This window comes from Micromonospora parathelypteridis (genome assembly GCF_014201145.1).
Classification (GTDB): Bacteria; Actinomycetota; Actinomycetes; order Mycobacteriales; family Micromonosporaceae; genus Micromonospora; species Micromonospora parathelypteridis.
The window spans coordinates 605,434-622,968 of sequence record NZ_JACHDP010000001.1; the positions used below are offsets into that span (position 1 = coordinate 605,434).

17 protein-coding genes are annotated in these 17,535 nt (G+C 70.4%); 6 read left to right on the top strand and 11 right to left on the bottom strand.

The features are described 5' to 3' along the window. Position 1: 1 nt before the first annotated feature. A complete protein-coding gene (locus tag HNR20_RS02550) occupies positions 2-841 on the bottom strand; it encodes a fumarylacetoacetate hydrolase family protein (protein WP_184176119.1) in 840 nt (279 codons plus the stop codon). Between the two features lie 102 nt (positions 842-943). Between HNR20_RS02550 and HNR20_RS02555 the strand changes: the two genes are divergently transcribed. Then, positions 944-1,663: a GntR family transcriptional regulator gene (locus HNR20_RS02555; protein ID WP_184176121.1), complete on the top strand. Its 720-nt coding sequence runs from the start codon at positions 944-946 to the stop codon at positions 1,661-1,663. A 35-nt stretch (positions 1,664-1,698) separates the two neighbouring features. Here the strand turns inward: HNR20_RS02555 and HNR20_RS02560 are convergent, their stop codons facing one another. The 3 genes from HNR20_RS02560 to HNR20_RS02570 form a co-directional block, all read right to left on the bottom strand. Continuing rightward, positions 1,699-2,406: a hypothetical protein gene (locus HNR20_RS02560; RefSeq protein ID WP_184176123.1), complete on the bottom strand. Its 708-nt coding sequence runs from the start codon at positions 2,404-2,406 to the stop codon at positions 1,699-1,701. Positions 2,407-2,701: 295 nt separating this feature from the next. After that, the gene (locus tag HNR20_RS02565; protein ID WP_184176125.1) at positions 2,702-3,835 is read right to left on the bottom strand and encodes a cupin domain-containing protein; all 1,134 of its coding nucleotides are present in this window, start codon (positions 3,833-3,835) and stop codon (positions 2,702-2,704) included. A gap of 13 nt (positions 3,836-3,848) precedes the next feature. Further along, on the bottom strand, positions 3,849-4,109 hold the full coding sequence (locus HNR20_RS02570) for a hypothetical protein (protein ID WP_184176127.1): 261 nt from the start codon (positions 4,107-4,109) through the stop codon (positions 3,849-3,851). A 199-nt stretch (positions 4,110-4,308) separates the two neighbouring features. On the opposite strand from HNR20_RS02570, the gene HNR20_RS02575 reads away from it, so the two are divergent. Together HNR20_RS02575 and HNR20_RS02580 are read left to right on the top strand one after the other, a co-directional pair. Further along, on the top strand, positions 4,309-5,898 hold the full coding sequence (locus HNR20_RS02575) for a helix-turn-helix transcriptional regulator (protein ID WP_184176129.1): 1,590 nt from the start codon (positions 4,309-4,311) through the stop codon (positions 5,896-5,898). Further along, entirely contained in the window at positions 5,898-6,725 is an 828-nt protein-coding gene (locus HNR20_RS02580) for a GNAT family N-acetyltransferase (RefSeq protein ID WP_184176131.1), read from the top strand. The genes HNR20_RS02575 and HNR20_RS02580 overlap by 1 nt, the downstream gene beginning before the upstream one ends. Positions 6,726-6,730: 5 nt before the next feature. Here HNR20_RS02580 and HNR20_RS02585 read toward each other — a convergent pair whose 3' ends face one another. Beyond that, positions 6,731-7,741, bottom strand: a complete 1,011-nt coding sequence (locus tag HNR20_RS02585) for an aldo/keto reductase (RefSeq protein WP_184176133.1) — start codon at positions 7,739-7,741, stop codon at positions 6,731-6,733. Between the two features lie 112 nt (positions 7,742-7,853). Here HNR20_RS02585 and HNR20_RS32595 point away from each other — a divergent pair, with 112 nt between their 5' ends. Beyond that, a complete protein-coding gene (locus HNR20_RS32595; protein ID WP_229687497.1) occupies positions 7,854-8,462 on the top strand; it encodes a TetR/AcrR family transcriptional regulator in 609 nt (202 codons plus the stop codon). 143 nt (positions 8,463-8,605) lie between these two features. Here the strand turns inward: HNR20_RS32595 and HNR20_RS02595 are convergent, their stop codons facing one another. The 4 genes from HNR20_RS02595 to HNR20_RS02610 form a co-directional block, all read right to left on the bottom strand. Beyond that, positions 8,606-10,198 (bottom strand): hypothetical protein, encoded by a 1,593-nt coding sequence (locus HNR20_RS02595; protein ID WP_184176136.1) that lies wholly within the window; start codon positions 10,196-10,198, stop codon positions 8,606-8,608. A gap of 125 nt (positions 10,199-10,323) precedes the next feature. Then, a complete protein-coding gene (locus HNR20_RS02600; RefSeq protein ID WP_184176138.1) occupies positions 10,324-10,944 on the bottom strand; it encodes a VOC family protein in 621 nt (206 codons plus the stop codon). Between the two features lie 64 nt (positions 10,945-11,008). Beyond that, positions 11,009-12,199 carry an MFS transporter gene (locus HNR20_RS02605; RefSeq protein ID WP_184176140.1) on the bottom strand — a complete coding sequence of 397 codons (1,191 nt, stop codon included), beginning with the start codon at positions 12,197-12,199 and terminating at the stop codon, positions 11,009-11,011. Between the two features lie 88 nt (positions 12,200-12,287). Beyond that, entirely contained in the window at positions 12,288-12,767 is a 480-nt protein-coding gene (locus HNR20_RS02610; RefSeq protein WP_260321774.1) for a MarR family winged helix-turn-helix transcriptional regulator, read from the bottom strand. Positions 12,768-12,853: 86 nt separating this feature from the next. Between HNR20_RS02610 and HNR20_RS02615 the strand changes: the two genes are divergently transcribed. Then, the gene (locus HNR20_RS02615) at positions 12,854-13,702 is read left to right on the top strand and encodes an SDR family oxidoreductase (RefSeq protein ID WP_184176144.1); all 849 of its coding nucleotides are present in this window, start codon (positions 12,854-12,856) and stop codon (positions 13,700-13,702) included. A 71-nt stretch (positions 13,703-13,773) separates the two neighbouring features. Here HNR20_RS02615 and HNR20_RS02620 read toward each other — a convergent pair whose 3' ends face one another. Together HNR20_RS02620 and HNR20_RS02625 are read right to left on the bottom strand one after the other, a co-directional pair. Next, positions 13,774-14,658: a pyridoxal-phosphate dependent enzyme gene (locus tag HNR20_RS02620; protein WP_184176146.1), complete on the bottom strand. Its 885-nt coding sequence runs from the start codon at positions 14,656-14,658 to the stop codon at positions 13,774-13,776. Positions 14,659-14,703: 45 nt separating this feature from the next. After that, positions 14,704-15,831, bottom strand: coding sequence for a glycoside hydrolase family 183 protein (locus HNR20_RS02625; RefSeq protein ID WP_184176148.1), 1,128 nt, complete (start codon positions 15,829-15,831; stop codon positions 14,704-14,706). Positions 15,832-16,074: 243 nt separating this feature from the next. Between HNR20_RS02625 and HNR20_RS02630 the strand changes: the two genes are divergently transcribed. After that, entirely contained in the window at positions 16,075-17,517 is a 1,443-nt protein-coding gene (locus HNR20_RS02630) for an FG-GAP repeat domain-containing protein (RefSeq protein ID WP_184176150.1), read from the top strand. Positions 17,518-17,535 lie beyond the last annotated feature (18 nt).

Consider the following 17,535-nt stretch of genomic DNA (forward strand, 5'->3'; position numbering starts at 1 on the left):
GTCAGGCGTTCCTGAGCGTGTTCCGCTGCCGGCCGAGGCCGTCGATCTCGACTTCCATCACGTCGCCGGCGGCCAGGTACGGGAACCGGCCGGAGAGCGCGACGCCCTGGGGAGTGCCGGTGTTGATGACGTCGCCCGGGTCCAGGACGGTGTACTGGGACAGGTGCCAGACCAGGTACGCCACGTCGAAGATCATGTCTTTCGTGCTGGAGTCCTGCCGGGGCTCGCCGTTGACCCAGGAGCGCAGCCGCAGCGCCTGCGGGTCGCCGACCTCGTCGGCGGTGACCAACCACGGGCCGAGCGGTTGGAACGTCTCGCAGGACTTGCCCTTCGACCACTGGCCGCCCGAGACGGCGAGTTGGAAGTCTCGCTCGGAGACGTCGTTGGACAGCACGTACCCGGCGATGTGCGCGACGGCGTCGGCCGGCGAGGCGAGGTAGCGAGCCCGACGGCCGATCACCACCGCCAACTCCACCTCCCAGTCGGTCTTCGCCGATCCGCGTGGGATCAGGACGTCGTCGTGGGGGCCGACGACCGTGTTGGGCGCCTTGTAGAAGATGATCGGCGCGGTCGGTGGCGCGGCACCCGACTCGGCGGCGTGTGCGGCGTAGTTCTGCCCGACGCAGAGGACCACCCCGGGGCGGGCGATCGGCGCCCCGACCCGCTGACCGGTGATGTCGATCTCGGGTAGGTCGGTGGCCTCGCGGACCCGCTGGACGCCGCCGTCGGCGAGGAACTCCCCGTCGATGTCGACGGTGAGCGACGAGAGGTCGAAGTGCCGTCCGTCGACGGACAGCACGGGACGCTCCTGCCCGACGGGTCCGACGCGCATGAATCTCACGAACCATCCTCCTGGCGGGCGAACCTATTTCCTATAGGATGTTGCGTTGCTAGTGTGTACTCGCTCACACCCGCACAGTCAAGGGGTTCTCTAGGAGACGCGATGGCCCAGCAGCAAGCTCGCGAGGGCCGACTCCGTCCCGCTCGTCGACTCACCCTCGCCGAGGATGTCTACGAGTCGATAAAGACACTGGTCATGGACCACATCCTTCCCCCGGGCGAGCGGGTCAACATCGATGCGCTCGCCCGGGAGCTCGACGTCTCCCCCACACCGGTGCGCGAGGCCCTCGCCCGGCTGGAGGCCGACGGTCTGGTCCGCAAACGCCCCCTGTCCGGCTACAGCACCACGCCGTTGCTGAGCCGCGCCGAGTTCGACGACCTGTTCGACGTCCGCCTGCTGCTGGAGGGCGCCACCGCCGGCCGGGCCGCCACGCACGCCTCCGCCAAGGAACGGCAACGGATCAGCGCCGAGGCTGGGGCGAACATCGACGTGGAGGCCGGCGACGGATACCGCCGCCATGCCGCCTTCACCACCCTGGACACGAAGTTCCACGACCTGATCGCCGAGATCGCCGGCAGCCCACTCCTGCGGGACAGCATCACGCGGCTGCACTCGCACCTGCATCTGCACCGGCTGTACTTTCCGCCCAACGGCGCCCCGGACACCAACATCGAGCACCAGCGCATCGCCGCCGCCATCATCGCCGGCGACTCCCGGGCCGCCACCGATGCGATGCGGGCCCACCTGACCGCCGCCCGGGAGCGCCACCTACCCGCCTTCGACCGGCTTCCCGCGCCCACAGCACCGCACGGCTCGGTGTGACCCACCCCTGACACATCCGAGGACGGTGGTCGCGGTCATGCCACGGCCCGCCGTCGCCGCAGTCGCCGCGACACCAGCAGCGCCCCGATCGCGACCAGCAGCGCACCGCCGACGAGGGCGGCGACCTGGACGACGGCACTGCGGCCGGGGCCGGGGCTGGTGCTGGTGCTGGTGCTGGTGCTGCTGCCGGCGGCCGGCACCCCAGCGAGGGTCCAGTCGTGGGAGTCCTCGCCCGGGCCGTACACCGCGCGTTGTCCGTCGGGTCCGGTGGCCATCGAACGGTACGCGGGATTGAGGTCGGTGAGCATCCGCACCACGACGGTGACCGTGCCGACCGGCCCCGGGCAGGTGTAGTCGACGGTCACGCCGGCCCTCGCCAGGGCTTTCGGCGGCTCTGTCACAGCGCCGAGGCAGCGCCGCTCGCCGTCGGCCACCGTGATCTGCTTGAGCAGGTACGCGGAGAACTGCTCGGACGACGCGAGCACCGCCGGATCGGTCGCTCGGTAGTCGACCGCACCGTCGAGCAGGATGCGGTCAGATGGCAGCAGGCCGAGCGAGACTCCGAGCAGCGTCAGGTCGTCGGGCCCGCCGACGCGCCACCGCACCCGTACGACCTCTGGCCGCTGGTCGTCGCGGGCGACGGACACGGTCTGCGGGTCGCCGAACGGATGCGCCGCCGCCGGCGCCGGCAGGGCCAGGGCAGCCGCGGTGACGGCGATCGCCGCCAGCGGGAGGACGGCCACCGCGCTTCGTCGATGACCTCTGTGCAGGGACAAGAAACGCTCCGGGATGGCGGCTGCAGGATTCGCGCCCCACCCTGTCGAACGCCCGGAAACGCGCAGGTCCGGCCGGGTGTTCGGCACCGGACCGCGACATGAACAGTTCGTTGGTCAACCAGGTCGCCGCAGTCAGCCGCGGTAAGCCGTGCGAGGGCCGACTCGCACACGGGGGCAGCCCTGCCACTGCGACCGTGATCATCAACGGTCACGGTGATGGGCGCTGCCACCGCGGAGCCGACCCCCGCGTGCGCTACGGGCCTCAGACCAGGGACTGTTTGGTGTTCGGCAGTTCGTCGACAATGGACTTCTGCACGTTGATCGTGTCCGCGATGATCTCGTGGGGCGTGTTGGCCATCCACTGCATCACCGAGATGTCCTCGAAGCGGGGATGCCGGAACATCTCCAGGAACACCAGAGGCTCGTCGCCGGTGTTCTCGATGTAGTGGCCGTACGCGAACGGCACGTACCCCACGTCGCCGGCCTGGAAGTCGAACGTCCGCGCGGCGGCCTGACTTGCGAAGACGCCCATCCGCCCGGTGCCGGAGATGTAGTACTGCCACTCGTCGGTGGTGGGATGCCAGTGCAGCTCACGCATTCCCCCGGGCTCGACCTCGACGAGGGCGGCAGCGGTGGTCACCGACGCGGCGAAGTTGGTCGAGTCGGTGACGCGGACCGTTCCACCGCGGAAACGCTGCGGGGTCTGGGCGGTCATCCGGTGTTTGAAGCTGCGCGGGATGTCACCGGTGGGGCTGATCACCCGGTCCTGTTGCAGCGGCGGCGGGACGTCGCCCTGGAAGATGTACTTCTCCCGTTCGGGCAGGTTCTCCATCTGTTCCATCGTCCAGCCGAAGTTCTTCGCCAGGATGTGCCGCGGTGTGTGGGCGAAGAAGTCGCTGAGCAGGAACGTGTTGTTCTCCGAGAAGGCGCCGTCGTTGAAGACGAGCAGAAACTGGGCACCGTCGGCCAGCGCCTGGATGTTGTGCGGCACGCCCTGCGGGAAGAACCACAGATCGCCTGCCTTGACGTCCTCGATGAAGTTGCGACCCTCGTGGTCGACCGCGCTGATCCGGCAACTGCCACTGAGCATGTAGGCCCACTCGGACTGTTGATGCCAGTGGATCTCCCGGTACGCGCCCGGCTCCAGGCCGAACTGGACGCCGGCCAACTGGCTGGCGACCGGCAGATCACGGCTGGTGACCTCCCGGGTCCAGCCGCCCTTCTCCACCCGCGTGTGGGCCTGCGAGAACGAGAACTTGAGGTTGGGCACCAGCCGGCTGTCCGTCGTCGGCGGCACCAACAGATCGGGGTTCTGCCGCTCGACCTCGACGTTACGGCCCGCAAAGGGCGCACTGCCCTGGTCGCCGCGTCGCGGCTGAGGATCGCTGTTCGCCATGATCGCTGTCTCCTTACTCCGGTTGGATCGGGTTGGGCGTGGCAACGGTTCCGCCTCGTAGGCGTAGCCGGGACGGCAGCCCCAGCAGGGTGCGTACCGCCGGCCAGCCGTGCTGGACCGCGATCGCGGCGGGGACCGCCACCGCGGTCGCCAGCAGCACCAGGCGGGTCCACGGCGGAGCGTGTCCGCCCGCCCCGGTGCTGGCGAACACGACGAGGACCAGGAGTACGACCCGCAGCCGGCGCACACCGGGCAGGTTGGTCGAGTGGGCCATGCATTCGATGATCGGTGCCGAGCCGGTGCCGTCGCATCACGTGATCGCGCCATTGCGGCAGGTCAGATCCCGGACGGCGTGGGCCATTCAGCGCAATCCCGCCGGTTCGTCGATCTGGTCGCCCGCTCCGGACGCCATGGCTAGGCTCGGTCGCAGGACGGCATTTCGACGCGCCGGGTAACCACCGGGGAGAACGCCATTGTCCGAATCATCCTTCAACGCCGGACCACTCCCGGCTGACGACACCGCCGGCGATGCTGAGCAACGACGGCACCGACTGTTCGCCGTGGCGGATCAGCTCCGGCTCGCCGGGCGCGGGACGGAGGCGCTGCGCGTCCTGGCCGCGGAGATCGCCGCGAATCGTAGCGGCGACCGTCAGCGCGCCCAGTTGCTCGGTCGCCTGACACAGATCGCGGCACTGGAGCAGCCGTCGGTCGCCCTCGCCGGTCTGCGGGGGGCGCTGCACCAGAGACTGGATGCCCGGAGCCGAAGCACTGTGCTCGCCATGGTCGCCGCCATCGCGGCGCGTACGGGCCATCCGGACGCCGACGCCCTCCTCCGTGACGCGGGCACCGCTCACGCCGCATCGGGTGACCATTCGTCCGCTCGTCACCTCGCCCTGGGTCGGGCCGCCCGCTCGCTGTCGCACGGGGATCTACCGGGGGCCCACGCCGTGCTGGCAGCCCTGGACCCCGACGCCTGGGCGGCCCGAAAGGACGCCGCGTCCATCCGGGCCGAACGGATCCTGGTGCAACTCGGCCTGGGTCGGCACCAGGACGCGCGGAGCGGGACCGACGAGACCGCGTCGCCCGATACTCCGGCCAGCAGCAGGTTGACCGCCCTGGACTGCCTGCGCATGGTCGCGGTGGGGGAGCTGCCCGAGGCGGGCGCGCTGGCCGTCACGACGCTCGACTCGGGCGCGGTGGACATCAGCCAGGAGGTGCGTGCCCTGCTGGTCGCGGTGATCGCCGAGGTTCGCTACCGCCGTGGCGACCACGACGCCGCACGCGGCGTCCTGGGCAGGTGCCTCACCGAAAGACAGTGGCCCGACAGTACGATGTGGACTTCCGCGCTCTGTGTCGCAGTCCGCGACCCCGCCCTCAGCGAGCCGGCGAGCCTGCTCAACAGAGTCGTCGCTGACCTGCACCGGTCGGTCCGGCCACTCCTGCCCGTGCCCCAGTTCGGCCCTCGACTGGTGCGTGCGGCGGTGGCGGCGGGCGACGCTCGGGCGGCCCGCCGGGTCACCGAGCTGGTCGAGCTGGTGGCCACGCGTACCCCGGTCCCCCTGTGGCACGCGCTGGCCGCGCAGACCAGGGGTCTACTCGATCGCGACCCGGACGCGCTGCGGTCGGCGGTCGACGGGCTGCGTACGACCGCCGCGTCGCCGGCGCTGGCCGACGCGTTGCTCGACCTCGCGAACGCCGCCGGGCTGCGGCCCGTGGAGGCCTGGGATGCCGCACACGAGGCGGCGGCCCTCTATGCCCGGATCGGCGCCCCCGGCGACCAGTCGATAGCTGACCGGCGATGCGTCGAGCTCGCCGCCACCGGGCACCGCCTACCTTCGGTCGACGAGTCGCTACGCAGGGGCATGCTCACGCTCACCCCCGCCGAGGAGCGGGTGGCCGAGATGCTCGCCGCCGGCGCCACGAAGAAGGAGGCGGCCGGAAGCCTCTTCGTCTCCTTCCACACCGTGGACACCCAGCTCCGATCGGTCTACCACAAGCTGGGCATCCACAACCGGATGCAGCTGGTGCGGGCCTGGGATCGGTACAAGGCGACAATCGCCTGATGACCGAGCCAGCCGACCTGACCCCACTCGCCGAAGGCGTGGAGTGCGAATTCATGTACTCCTACGAGTCGCAGGCGCCCAGGCCCGCGTACACCGATCTCGGGATCTCGACCACGCGCATCGGCGGCGGTGTCGCCCTGGCCATGCGCAACGATCCGTCCGGCGGGTACTGGAGCAAGGCGCTCGGCTTCGGCATCACCGAGCCGTTCACGGTGCAGACCCTGGACCGGATCCTCGACTTCTACCGGGGGCACGGCATCGACCAGGCTGTCCTGCAGCTTGTGCCGTCGGTGCTGCCGACGGGCTTCGACGAGGTCGCCGCCGCCCGCGGGCTGAAGCCGGGAAGCACCTGGGTCAAGCTCGCCGCCCTGCCCGGTGACGTCGCTGCGGGCCCGACTCGCCTGCGCGTCGGCCCCGTGCCGGCCGCCGAGGCGGAGCGCTGGGCCGACGTGCTGATCTCCGGGTTCGGCATGCCGAGCGGTGGGCTCACCGACATGCTGGCCGCGACGGTCGGCGAGCCGGCCTGGAGACCGTACGCGGCGTGGGACGACGGTGACCTGGTGGCCGGCGGCAACCTGTTCCTGCACGGCGAGTCGGCCTCGCTCAACGCCGCCGCGACGGCACCCGCTCACCGTGGCCTCGGGGCGCAGTCGGCGCTGATCGCCGCCCGCGCCCTGGCCGCGGCGGAGGCAGGTTCTCGGTGGCTGTTCGCCGAAACCGGGAAACCCTCGCCCGGTGCGCAGAATCCGTCACTGAACAACCTGCGCCGCGCCGGGCTGGTGCCGCTCTACGAGCGCCGCAACTGGATCTGGCGCTCAGCTCCCTGACCGCGTCACTTCTCGCTGTCGAGGTTGGCCATCATCGCCGTCGCGTACCGCTCACCGGAGGCGGCGCCGGCCGGCACGGCCCGTTCGATCTCGTCCAACGCCTCCCGGTCCAGCACCAGGTCGATCGCGGCCAGCGACTCGGTCAGCCGTTCCCGCCGCCGCGCGCCGACCAGCGGCACGATCTGCTCGCCCTGGGCCGCCACCCAGGCGATCGCCACCTGGCTCGTGGTTGCCCCCAACCGCTGCGCGACCCGACCGAGCGCGTCCACGAGGCGCAGGTTCGCGGTCAGGTGCTCCCCCTGGAAGCGCGGGCTGTTCGCCCGGAAGTCCCCACCGGTCAGCGCGCGATCCGCCGACCAGTGTCCGCTCAGCAGACCTCGCGACAGCACCCCGTAGGCGGTCAACCCGATGCCCAGTTCCCGCAGCGCCGGCAGAATCGTGGCCTCGGGGCCACGGGACAGCAGCGAGTACTCGATCTGGAGGTCACTGATCGGTGCCACCGCCGCCGCTCGACGGATGGTGTCCGCGCTCACCTCGGAGAGCCCGATGTGCCGGATGTAGCCGGCCTCCTGCATCTCGCGCAGTGCGCCCACGGTCTCCTCCACCGGCACCTGCGGGTTGAGTCGGGAAGGCCGGTAGATGTCGATGTAGTCGGTGCCAAGTCGGCGCAGCGAGTACGCCAGCCGGTCCTTCACCGCCGCCGCCGACACGTCGTACGGTGCCGCCTGGAACCCGCCGTCCGGCGTCCGGCGCGCACCGAACTTCACGCTGACCACCACATCTTCCCGACGACGCTCCCGCAGCACCCGGCCGATCAGCATCTCGTTGTGACCCGAGCCGTAGAAGTCCCCGGTGTCGATCAGGTTCACACCGGCGTCGATTGCCGCGTGCAGCGTCGCGACGCTCTCGGCCTCGTCCGCCGGCCCGTACAGGTCCGACATGCCCATCGCGCCGAGCCCGATGATCGACACCTCTGGCCCGGAGACACCCAACCGTCGCCGTCGTAGACCCGTCATGTCTCGTCTCCTTCGGTCCTGCCGCCGTGGATCGCGGCTGCGAGAAGTCGCTGTGTACGCTGTGTCCATATAACCAGGATGAAGACACGCTGTCCATATAACCGGAGGACCAGTGGCCCACCTCACGCCTGATGCCAACACCTCACCCCGCCGGGGTCGGGGCCGCCGGCCCGCCGACCAGGTACGGGCCGAGATCCTCACGGCCGCCGGCAACCTCCTGCTGGCAGAGGGCATGGCCGGCTTCACCATCGAGAAGGTCGCGGCCCACGCCGGGGCCAGCCGGATGACGATCTACAAGTGGTGGCCCTCCAAGGGCGCCCTCGCTCTGGACGGCTACTTCACCGTCGTCGCACCCACGCTGGCCTTCACCGACACCGCCGACATCGTCGCCGACCTCACCAACCAGTTGGTCGCCTTCGTTCACCTCCTGCGGGACACCTCCGCCGGGCGGGTCATCAGTCAACTCATCGCGCAGGCGCAGACCGACCCCGAGCTGGCAGCGGCCTACCGCCAGCGCTACTCCGGCCCCCGCCGCGCCCTCGCCGTCGAAGCACTCAACAGAGCCATGGCCCGCGGGCAGCTACGCGCCGACATCGACCCCGAATCCGTCGTCGACCAGCTCTGGGGAGCCTGCTACCACCGGCTCCTCGTGCCCGACCTGCCGCTCACCGAGGACTTCGCCCGCACCCTGGTCGCCAACCTCATCCGCGGGCTGCGCTGACCGTCCGGGCGGCGCGCCAGGAGACCCCGCACCAGGAACCGGACGTCACACTGAAACATCGCCCGGCTCGGGCCAGGCGGGACGACCACCGGGCCCTGGCATGGTCGATGGGGAGCGGGACGGCAGCGTGCCGAGCGGCGCGTTCACACGCCGGGACGGGTAGCCGTCAGCCATTCGACGAGTTGCTCGCTGGTGTCCTCTCCAAGGGTCGACGCCGCTCGGGCGGCCAGCGCGCGGAGGTCGGCGTGCTCGGCCCCGGAGACCCGCAATTCCGGACGAGGAGTGAGCCGCCAGGTTGCTCGTGCATGGTCCCGAGCCAGGCGCGTCACGTCGGCCCTACCGCGCTCGGCCAGGCGCGGATCGACGTCAAGGGCAGCGATCAGGCCTGCGCGCAACGCGACGTCGATGCCGCGGCCGTGCAGGAGCCGGTAACCGGCTCGGCGTAGCTCCACCCGGGTGTCGGCCAGCAGCTGCCACGGCAGATCCGGGGGCAGAGCGCCCGCAAGCGGCCGCAGCGCGGTGGCGACCTCCCGGACCACCGCCGGTGACGGATCCCGCACCAGTGCGGCGAACTCAGCCGCCACCACAGCGTCCAGCAGGCGCAGAGCACGGACCACCTGGGCGCGAACCCTGGCCGACCGGTGCGCGAGCAACGGCCGCAACAGCGCGGCGTCGACGGCAGAACCGATCTCGGAAAGTCCGGCGATCGCCCCCGGGGGCGGGTCGTCGGTGCCGACCGCGTGCCGGTAGTGCTCCCGCGCGTCCACTCCGAGTCGCCGGGCCGCGTCCCGCGCCACCGCTCGGACCAGGGGGGCGTCGTCGTCCAGGTACGCGGCGACCTCACCGTCGTGACCACCACGGACCAGGCCGGTCAACGCGACCACCCGCACCTCGCTGCGGGTCGACCGGGCCAGGCGGCGAAGAACGTCGGGGCGGCGGGTCCAGACCGCCTCACGGCACGCGGCTTCCGCCGCCACGGACCTGACCACCACATCCCGGTCGGTCAGCGCGTACGCCACCAGGTCGGGCAGAGGCAGCCAGCGTTGCGCGATGCCGGTTCGGAACAGGAAGCGACGCTCCCGCGGACTGCCCGAGCCGAGGAGGCCACGCCAGACCTGCGCCGTCATCGCGAACATCGCCGCCCGCACCTGGTTGACCGCGAAGCCACCACGCAACCGCTCGTCCAGACGCAGCACTGTCGGCAGCACCGCCGGAATCCAGGTGCCAGGGTCCTCGGAGAGCAGCATCGCCAGCCCGGCGCGCGCCCGTTCTCGAACCGGCGTGACCCAGTCGCCGGCGCGCAGCACCAGGAACGGCATCATCTCCGGGCCTGGCCGGACCAGGATCGCCGCCACCGCGCGTTCCCGGATCCGCCCGTCGCCGTGCATGCTGGCCAACGCCATCGCCAGCGGTCCCGAGGACGCATCCGTGAAGCGTCGGGCAACCCGCTGCAACGCGGGCTCGGTGTACGGGCCGCACGACGGCCCCCGGCGCACGTTGGCGTCGAGCCGTACCACCAACGCCGGATCCGCGGCCACCACCGCCAACGCCGACCGGGACCCCGCTTCCGCACCGATGGCGTCGACCGCAAGCAGCACCTCGACGAGATGCTGCAGCGCCTCCCACCGGCCGACGGCTGCGGCAGCAACCGCAGCCCGCACAGTGGAGGGTTGCGTGGCCTCCCCCACCGCCGATCGCGTCGACGGAGCCCCACCGTCTCGTCCTGCCAGGATCATCCGGCTATCTTGCCCAACCGAGCCGGCCAACCGAACCCGATTTCCCACCGCCGCCGGCGCACTGACCTTCCGGACGGACACGGTGGCTCCGCGCCGACCGACCCGACGCTACGCGTTGCCAGGGCTCACTCGGGAGGCTTGGCGCCCGACTGCTCGCTCACCATGTACGCGGCGTACCACTCGGGCCAGTTGTCGTCCCGCTCGCCGGTGCGCTTCTCGTGCTCGCCGTGGGCGGCCTCCGCGCGCTTGAGTGCGCTCGCCAGGTCGCTCGCGGAGCCGAAGGACGTCAGGCCACCCTCGATACGCCCGGGAAGCCTGCTGGTGATCTCCTGCATCAGCCAGGTGTTGCCGTCCGGGTCGCGCAGCGTGGCCCGCGAGACGTAGCTGCGCCGCTCGGGGTCCAGCCCGTCGACCGGGCCGTCGGGGCTGACGTGGAAGATGTCGCCGACCTCGACGCCGGCCGACACCAGGGCGTCGTGCGTCGCCTCGATGTCGGAGACGATCAGGTACGCCATGGCCGAACCGGGCGCCGCCGACGTGAGCCCTGGACCGAACTGCACCGAACACCCGGAGCCATGCGGCGTGAGCTGGACGATGCCGGGCGGTGTCTGGTCGAGCCGCCACCCGAGGCGTACGTAGAACGCCTTCGCGCGGTCGACATCCGACACCGGAATGACGATCACCTCGAGCTTCACGTCGATGCTCGACATGCCACTCGCGTCGCCCTGGGCACTCCTCGGGCTCATCACAGCCTCCCTCTCGATCATCACGCTACTGCTTGCGTCTCTGCCGGTTACCGCCTTCCGGGCATCAGCCCGGCGACGTCCTGGTGGCCCTGCGCACCCCGAGCAGCGCCACCAGGGCCAGGAGGATGACGGCGACGGAGTACTCGTCGGCGGTCCGGGGCACGCCGCCGGCGTAGACCACGAGGAAGCCGGCGATCACCGTGGGGAGACCGAAGCCGACGTAGCAGACGACATAGAGCAGGGAGAGCACGCTGGAGCGTTCGTGCGCCTCGACCAGGGGCATGATCGTCTTGAGGCTGCCCTGGAAACCGGCTCCGAAGCCGACGCCCCCGAGCGCGACGCCGACGAAGACGCCCGGAATGGTCTCGGCCATGACCGACACCAACGTGACGGCCATACCCAGGATGAGCGCGACGATTCCGGTCAGGATCACGGTCCGCGCGGCGGTGTTGCGCAGCAGCAGAACGGCGATCGACCCGAAGAGGGCGAAGACGAAGAGGAGCAGGCCGCCAACCACGATCGACGTGTTCATGAGGGAGCGCACGAGCGCCGGGCCGAGCGCGCCGAAGAAGCCGGCCAACGCCCAGACCGCGAACAGCACCGGAACGACGACCAGGACCGGCTCGCGCACGGCCCGCGGCAGGGTGATGTCGGGCCGCAGGCTGCGTCGTGCTCCCGCCATCGGCGTGACCGTCTCCGGCATCAGCGCGACCCCGATGAGCTGGACCAGGAGGATCACGAGGAGGACGACGTACACCAGGCGCGTCGGCGCCGGCAGGAAGTCGATGAACAGCGCCGAGAGCAGGGCGCCGCTCCCGGTTCCGATACCGGGGGCGATCGAGTTCGCGAGCGTGCCACGGGCGCGGTCGATGTCGAGCATGCCGGCGCCGACCGCGCCGGTGGCGGCGCCGGCGGCGAGCCCCTGGAGCAGACGGGCGACCAGCAGCGTGGGTACGCCGTTGGCGAAGACGAAGACGACAAGCGAGAGCATCTGCACCGCGATCGCGACGGCCAGGACCGGTCGTCGACCGACATGATCGGACAACTTGCCGAACGTGAGCAGCGAGCCCAGCACCGCGAGGGCGTAGACGGCGAACACCACGGTGGTCGTGACCGGCGAGAAGTGCCAGCGCTCCTGGTAGATCCCGTAGAGCGGGGTCGGGGCCGCCGAGGCGGCCAGGAACGACACGAGAATCGACGCCAGCAGCACCAGGGAGACCCTCGGTGAGAGTCGAGCCCGCCCCGCGATAGGCATGTCGGTGCTCCTCGGGTGCGCTGACTCCGGTGGACCCGGAGGCTCTGCTCGCCGCAGGGCCGCACTCGCGTACCCGATGCGCGCCGTCTCAGCCCTCGGTGTCGTGACCGGTTGCCGGGAGGATCGCCACGCCACGGCCCAGCGCGGTTCTGAAGTCCCGGTAGAGGTCGGGACCGAGCGTGTCGGAGAGCTTCTGCTCGATCAGGTGCACCAGGCCGTCGGAGAGCTCCATGAATGTGCGGCCGCGGTCCGTGGGGATGATCAGTTTTGCCCGTCGGTCGGCGGGGTCGGGGGCGCGCCGGACGTAGCCCAGCCGCTCCAACTCGTCGAGGATCGCGCCCATCGTCTGCTTGTTGCGCCCGGCCAGCCGGGCCAGTTCGCCCGGGCGGGTGCCCTCCTCGTCCAGGTACGCGAGCACGGCGCCGTGGCGGGGCCGGAGGTCGTCGAACCCGTGCTCGGCGGACCGCCGGAAGATCTCGCGCTGGACGCGTGCGGAGAGCTGAACGGCCAGGATCCCGAGGTCCGGGTCCTGCTCCTTGAGTGTGCTGCGCTTCATAACTTGGTCCAATCATTGGACGGTACAACTTTTGGACTATATCGTCGCTGGCGGCGACCGGTGGCCCAACCACGGACTGCCTGACCGAGAGGACAACCATGACCATTCTGATAACCGGGACGAACGGCACCGTGTCGAGGGAGGTGCTGCGCGAACTCGCCGGCCAGCAGCAGCCGGTACGCGCACTCGTGCGGGACCTGTCGCGCACACCCCAGCTCGACGGCGTCGACTACGTCGTCGGCGACCTGGACCGCCCCTCCACGCTGGCCCCAGCCTTCGAGGGTGTGTCGACGCTCTGGCTGCTGACTCCGATGGGCCCGCAGGCGCCCAGCCAGAGCATGAACGCGGTGTGGGCCGCCCGGCAGGCCGGGGTGCGGCACATCGTCCGGCTCTCCGCGATCGGCGCCGCGCACGACGCACCGACCCGCAACGGTCGGCTGCACGCGCTCTCCGACGCGGAACTGCAGAACTCGGGCATTTCCTGGACGATCCTGCGACCGAGCCACTTCATGCAGAACCTGCTCGGCTCCAAGGCCGGCGAGCACCTCTACGGGCTCTTCGGCGACGCTCGGGTCGGTGTCATCGACGCACGGGACATCGCCGCCGCAGGAGCAGCGATCCTCGCCGCACCCCACCGGCACGAAGGCATGATCTACACGCCGACCGGTCCGGAGAGCATCACCCTGGACCAGGCCGCTGACGAGCTCACTCGCACGCTCGGAAAGCCGGTGCGGTACGTACCGCAGAGCCCGGAGCAGGCGCGCGACAATCTGCTCCAGGCGGGCCTCGACCAGTGGTCGGCCGAGGTCCTCGCCGAGTACCGGGTCGCCTACGGCTCCGGGTGGGGCGACTTCACCAACGACCATGTCGCCCGCATAACCGGGCGGCAGCCGCGGACCTTCGCCGAGTTCGTCAGCGATCACCGCGAGCACTTCGCCAGCGCCTGATCCGCTGGCGGTTCGGCGCGGTGCCCTTCGTGAGAATCCGCGAAGGGCACCGGCCGGACAGCACCCTCCGACTAGAGCTCGGGGTGGCCGAAGAGCCCCGGCAGGCCGCCGCTGTGCAGAAAGACGACCTTGTCACCGTGCGGGAAGCTGCCGGCGAGCAGCGCGGCCATCGCCCGACCGGTGTACGTCGGGTCCAGGAAGATCCCCTCGTCCCGCGCGGTCGTCTCGAGCGCCGCTCGCGCCCCGTCGGTGAGCGTGCGGTACCCCGCACCCACCTGCGAGCCGTCGATCCGCAACGCGCCCGGCTCGACCTCGCCGACGAGCAGCCCGGCGACGGTCGCGCGAGGGTCCGGCAGAGCGCCGACGTCCACGCCGATCACCCGCCCCGCGCCCAGTTCCCGCACCAGCCCGGCCATCGTCCCGCCGGAGCCGAGCGCCACCACGACGTCCGTCCCGTCGATGTCCGGCACCTGGGCGCGCAACTCCCGGCCGCAGTCCACATAACCCTGGGTCGACGCGGGTGAGGTGCCGCCGAACGGGATGACGTACGCCGCTCGTCGCTGGGCCTCGACCGCCACCACCTCGGCGAGCGGGCTGTCCCCACCCCAGACGATCTCCGCGCCGGCAAGCCCGTCGAGGAGCAGGTTGCCGCGCCGGATCTCCGGGGGCGGGCCGGCGAGCACCAGCACGCAGGAGAGGCCGAGCCGCGCGGCGGCGGCAGCGGTGAGCCGGGCGTGGTTGCTCTGCGGCGCCCCCGAGGTGATCACCGTGGTCGCGCCGACGGCGATCGCCTCGGCGCAGGTGTACTGCAGCTTGCGGATCTTGTTGCCGCCTCCGCCGAGGCCGTTCAGGTCATCGCGCTTGAACCAGAACTCGGCCAACCCGAGCCGGGCGGCGAGCCGGGGCGCGGCCTCCAGCGGTGTCGGCCAGGTTCCGAGGGAAACGGGAGTGATCATCCGTGCAGCTAACCACTCCGCTGCCCCGACTTCCGGCACAGCCCGTCAGACGGAGCCGACAAACTGGCTGACGTGGTAGGCGGTGCTGCGACCGTCCGGCGTTCGAGTCCACTTCGAGACCATCAGGTGCAGATCGTCGGCGTCGCGACTCGACCAGGGATGGATGAACCCACCGTAGAGTGCGGGTTCCTGCCAGCTCGTCACCTGGATCTTCTCCGCCGTCCAAGCTCGGTCGGGTCCGGGAGCGGTCCGGGTGACCACACAGCCGTTCTGGCAGTTCAGGTAGGACATCACCCAGGTCCCGTCACTCAGGCGGCGCACCGACGGCTCACCGAAGCGGCCGGTGAGGATGGGTGTGCAGGGCCGTCCCCAGCCCCAGTTCGTGCCGTTCCAGCCCCACCCCTCGTACGACTCCGGGTAGAACAGCCGGTCCCACCGGACGCGACGCAGCATCATCGGACCGTCCTGCCGTCCTGACCGCACGGAGAAGACGTAGACGTGGTCGCCGTCGCGCTGCATCGTCCACATCTGGAACGGATCCTTGTTGTCCGGACTGTTCCACCACTTCAGCGGAGTACGGATGAAGTCGTTGCCGTTGTCGGAGAAGGCCAGCCCCGCGTAGCGGGACTTCCACTGCGGCCCGGCCGGGCCGGCGGAGTTCCAGTTCTCGATGCTCATGTAGGAAATGACCTGCCGACCGGTCTCCGGAAAGCTGATGCCGTCGTTGGGGATGACGGTCACCTCGGGAAGACCGTCGATGCCGATGCCGTGGTGGCCGTTGTGCATCAGTTCGGGCGCGCGGCCGTTGCCCGCAACCCGCGCCGCGCTGTCGAAGACCACTCCACCCGGTGCGCCGGGGTGGACGGCGGAACGCAACATGACCGGTGACCGCCAGTCGTTCGGCAGGGGCGGGCCCTCCGGCCACGGCGTGTCGAAGGTGTCGCCGAAGAGGTAGCCGATCGACCCGTTCTCCAGCACGTAGGGAATGCCCAGATCGGTGCCGGCCACCCGCCAGCGGCTGTTGGTGTCGAGGTCCGCGCCGGTCAACCGCTTCTTCCACACCGCCGCCTGGGCTGGAGCGGCCGTCGCCAGCACCGAGCCGACGGCACCGACCGCGCTGGCTGCGCCTATCGCGGCGGCGCGACCGAGGAGCGAGCGACGACGCATACCCATGGCTGGCCTTCCTGACGCGCTCGTCATGGCCGCGGTGCGCGGTTGGACATCGGTTGCGGGCGAGTAAACCTGCGGCGCTCGTCGATGTCAATACCTGCCCGCCTTGAACGATGTCATGAAGAAAATCTTCACAAGAGATTGACATCAATCACCGTCCTGAAGAAACTCTCAGCATTCGATTTCCCGGTCAGAGGCGGTTGCGCGACGCCACCAGGCTGACCACTCGACCTCGCGAGGAGCATCGTGAGACGTACTCTCCTGGTCCTGCTGGTCGCCCTCGGCACCGCTGCGGCGACCGTCGCGGCGGCGCCGGCTCACGCCGACCCGATCGGCACCCTGGCCTGCCCGTCCATCCCCGCCAACCGCGACCCGGCGGTGACCCTGGTCGTCTACCGGGTCGCCCGCGCCCACAACGCCAACGACAAGGTGACCCTGTCCGCGTTCGAGGCGGGCTGGGTCGAGTCACACATGAACAATCTGCCGTGTGGCGACAAGTCGTCGCTCGGGGTGTTCCAGCAGCGCTGGGACTACGGCTGGGGTACTCCCGAGCAGATCATGGACCCGGTCTACGCCAGCACCCAGTACGTCACCCGGGCAATCGTCTGCGACCGTGACAACCCGGGGTACAGCGCGGGCCAGGTCGCCCAGTGCGTCCAACGGTCCGGCTTCCCCGACCGGTACGACCAGGTCGCCGCCACCGCCCGGACCCAGCTCAACGAGGCGGCCCGTACCCACGCCATCGCCGGCGGGTCCGCCACCGACGTCACCGGCGACGGCCGGGACGACATCGTCAGCTTCACCCAGAACGCCCTCGCCGACGTCTACGTCGGCGCCTCCACCGGTAGCTCCTTCACCGGCACCTCGGCGAAGTGGAACGACTTCTTCTCCATCGGCGGAGAGACCGCCTCCACCGGCGACGTCAACGGCGACGGCCGGGACGACATCGTCACCTTCGCCCACAGCAACACCGGTGACGTCTACGTCGCGCTCTCCACCGGCATCGCGTTCAGCGGCGGCCAAAAATGGCATGACTGGTTCGCACCGGGCGCCGAGATCGGCGCGGTCGGCGACGTCAACGGCGACGGGCGTGCCGACATCGTCGCGTTCACCCACAACCCCGCCGGCGACGTCTACGTCGCGCTGTCCACCGGCACCGGCTTCGGCCCCGGCGTCAAGTGGCACGAGTACTTCAGCCCGTTCGGTGAGTTCCCCGCGCTCGGCGACGTCAACGGTGACGGCCGCGACGACCTCATCACCTTCACCCAGGGCCCCGCCACCGCCAGCGATGTCATCGTCGCCCTGTCGAACGGCGGCTCGTTCGGCGCCGCGCAGAAGTGGCACGACCTGTTCGCCGTCGGCACCGAACTACCCCGCGTCGGTGACATCAACGGCGACGGCAAGGACGACATCGTCACCTTCACCTGCGATCCCAACGCCGACGTGTACGCCGCCACCTCCACCGGCACCGGCTTCGCCGGGACGACCGTGAAGTGGAACGACTTCTTCTGTCTTGCCGGCGAGTTCCCGTACCTCGGTGACGCCGACGGAGACGGCAAGGACGACATCATCGTCTTCACCAAGGGCGGCACCAACGACGTCCACGTGGCGCGCTCCACCGGCACTGGCTTCCTCGGCGCCACCAAATGGCACGACTTCTTCGGCCTCAACGGCGAGACGACGCTGTGACCCACGGATGGGAGACCC

Coding starts and splice junctions, on each gene's coding strand:
- HNR20_RS02600 (WP_184176138.1), bottom strand. CDS start 10,944: ATGAGCCCGAGGAGTGCCCAGGGCGACGCGAGTGGCATGTCGAGCATC.
- HNR20_RS02620 (WP_184176146.1), bottom strand. CDS start 14,658: ATGATCACTCCCGTTTCCCTCGGAACCTGGCCGACACCGCTGGAGGCC.
- HNR20_RS02595 (WP_184176136.1), bottom strand. CDS start 10,198: ATGATCCTGGCAGGACGAGACGGTGGGGCTCCGTCGACGCGATCGGCG.
- HNR20_RS02585 (WP_184176133.1), bottom strand. CDS start 7,741: ATGACGGGTCTACGACGGCGACGGTTGGGTGTCTCCGGGCCAGAGGTG.
- HNR20_RS02580 (WP_184176131.1), top strand. CDS start 5,898: ATGACCGAGCCAGCCGACCTGACCCCACTCGCCGAAGGCGTGGAGTGC.
- HNR20_RS02625 (WP_184176148.1), bottom strand. CDS start 15,831: ATGGGTATGCGTCGTCGCTCGCTCCTCGGTCGCGCCGCCGCGATAGGC.
- HNR20_RS02570 (WP_184176127.1), bottom strand. CDS start 4,109: ATGGCCCACTCGACCAACCTGCCCGGTGTGCGCCGGCTGCGGGTCGTA.
- HNR20_RS02615 (WP_184176144.1), top strand. CDS start 12,854: ATGACCATTCTGATAACCGGGACGAACGGCACCGTGTCGAGGGAGGTG.
- HNR20_RS02605 (WP_184176140.1), bottom strand. CDS start 12,199: ATGCCTATCGCGGGGCGGGCTCGACTCTCACCGAGGGTCTCCCTGGTG.
- HNR20_RS02565 (WP_184176125.1), bottom strand. CDS start 3,835: ATGGCGAACAGCGATCCTCAGCCGCGACGCGGCGACCAGGGCAGTGCG.
- HNR20_RS02555 (WP_184176121.1), top strand. CDS start 944: ATGGCCCAGCAGCAAGCTCGCGAGGGCCGACTCCGTCCCGCTCGTCGA.